This is a genomic window from Trinickia sp., from assembly GCF_036503415.1.
Taxonomy (GTDB): Bacteria; Pseudomonadota; Gammaproteobacteria; order Burkholderiales; family Burkholderiaceae; genus Trinickia.
In genome coordinates, this window is sequence record NZ_DASXWY010000016.1 from 1 (window position 1) to 1751 (window position 1751).

Here is a 1751-nt window from a genome sequence, read left to right on the forward strand (position 1 = left end):
TGGAATCAGTCCTAGATTTTCGCGAATAACGCTGTCTCTCTCACCTGGCGGTTAGCCTGCGCACCGCAGTCGAGCGCGCGTTCGTCGCGTCTCGCGCTCCCGATTCGTTCACTCATAGAGGCATAGATGTTTCGTTGTTTATCGGTCCGTATCCGCACGATCCCCCTGGCATTGCTGCTAGCGACCACATCGGTCGTTTCGCTCGACGCGCTCGCCGATTCAGGCGACTACCGCATGCGAAGCGAAACGCGCTCGAACGGCGTAGGCATCGTCCAGCAAGTCGACGCCAACACGTTTCCTCAATTTCAGGGTTCGCGCCCGGCATCGTCGGGCCCCGATACGCCCGGCGTCGAGGCCAGCCACCTGCGAGCCGTCCGCATGCTGGTGCCAAACAAAAGCGATTACAACGTCGCAATTGGCTCACAGGACGAGTCGGCCCAGGTCATCGTCGAGTTCTACAACCATGCGTTGTTCGTGGTCTATGGCGGTCCTTCCCTGTCGAAATCCTCGAGTCCCTTCCTGCGGACCGACAGAACAACGGTTTGGCAAGACACCACGCACCGGTGGGCGCAGAGGGTAGACGTAAGCTCCTCCCGCGCGAGCCATTTCGTCGTGACGCTGTATGTCGTTCCCCGTCTAGACGGTGCTTCGTCGTCCAACGGCAAAGGCAACTTGCTTCTCACCGTCAACGAGGCCACCGTGCAAGGCATGCACGTCATCACCGGGCGAACGCTGGCCAGTGATATTGCGCTCGCGGTGGATGAAAGCAACTGGTCGCGTTGGCGGCAAGCGCCGCTGCGCGCCGGCCTCGTCCGAGGGGATCAGAACGACGTGCTCCATCCGCTGCGCACCTCTACCAGCCGCCTGCCCTTCATCGAGCAGCGAACGCTCGATCTGCGCGCCGATTCGGGCGGACGCCGGCGCGACAAGCGATGCCTGAACAACGTCATCTTCGACATGAGCAATCTGATGCTGCCGTTGTTGCTGGACGTCTACTTCGGCCGCGCAGATCTTTGCTCATTCGATCCCCATCCCAATGAGGACATCGCCGCGCCGCTGCCGCTCGTGGAAGTGACCGATCCGCAGGACATCCCACGCCTGCCCGAGCCAACCGTTTTCGAGGCCTCCGCGCTCGAGCCGAGAGAGCTCGGTTACACCGATGCATTCGACGCCGCCATGGGCGCCCAGTTTTGCAATTCCAATCACCTCGCCGGAGAAGGCGAGCAGCCGTGCACGGACGAAGACCGGCGCGCGGTTGCGGCCATTGGCGAGCTCACCCCGCTGGAAGTCGACGAGTTGCTTGCCAGCATCGCTCGCATGTTCGCGCCCGATCAACAGGGCGCGGGTACGCTGCGCACCGGCAACGCCGAACTCGATCGATGGCTCAACGCCGATCTGAACCGGGCCGAGCAGGCGCTCAACGCGGCCAAGGCGATCGTGCGCGTCTCCGATGCCGCGGCAAACGTCAACGAAACGATCAAAAAGAAGAAGAACAAGAAGGAAAAAGTCGTCAAGGCGAGCTGCGTCATCAAGCAGAAAGACGACGGCTCGGACGAGGTGAAAAACGGCGCGGACGACGAATTCACGCTTTGCGTCAAAAAAGCGAAGAGGCAGCTCGGGGAGACCGGCCCGACCGTGGCCCTGCCACCGCATGTCGACGATAGCGATCGTTTCCATCTGCGCGGCACGCCGGGATTCACGCGACTCGTCCGGGAATTCCGCAACACGGGCAGAAGCCTGCCTCCAGGCAT

The 1751-nt window shown here is 62.0% G+C and carries 1 protein-coding gene; it reads left to right on the forward strand.

Features of this window, described 5'->3' with window-relative positions:
• Positions 1-126: 126 nt before the first annotated feature.
• Positions 127-1751: hypothetical protein (locus VGL01_RS02625; RefSeq protein ID WP_331566784.1), on the forward strand; the 1625-nt coding region annotated here is incomplete at its 3' end.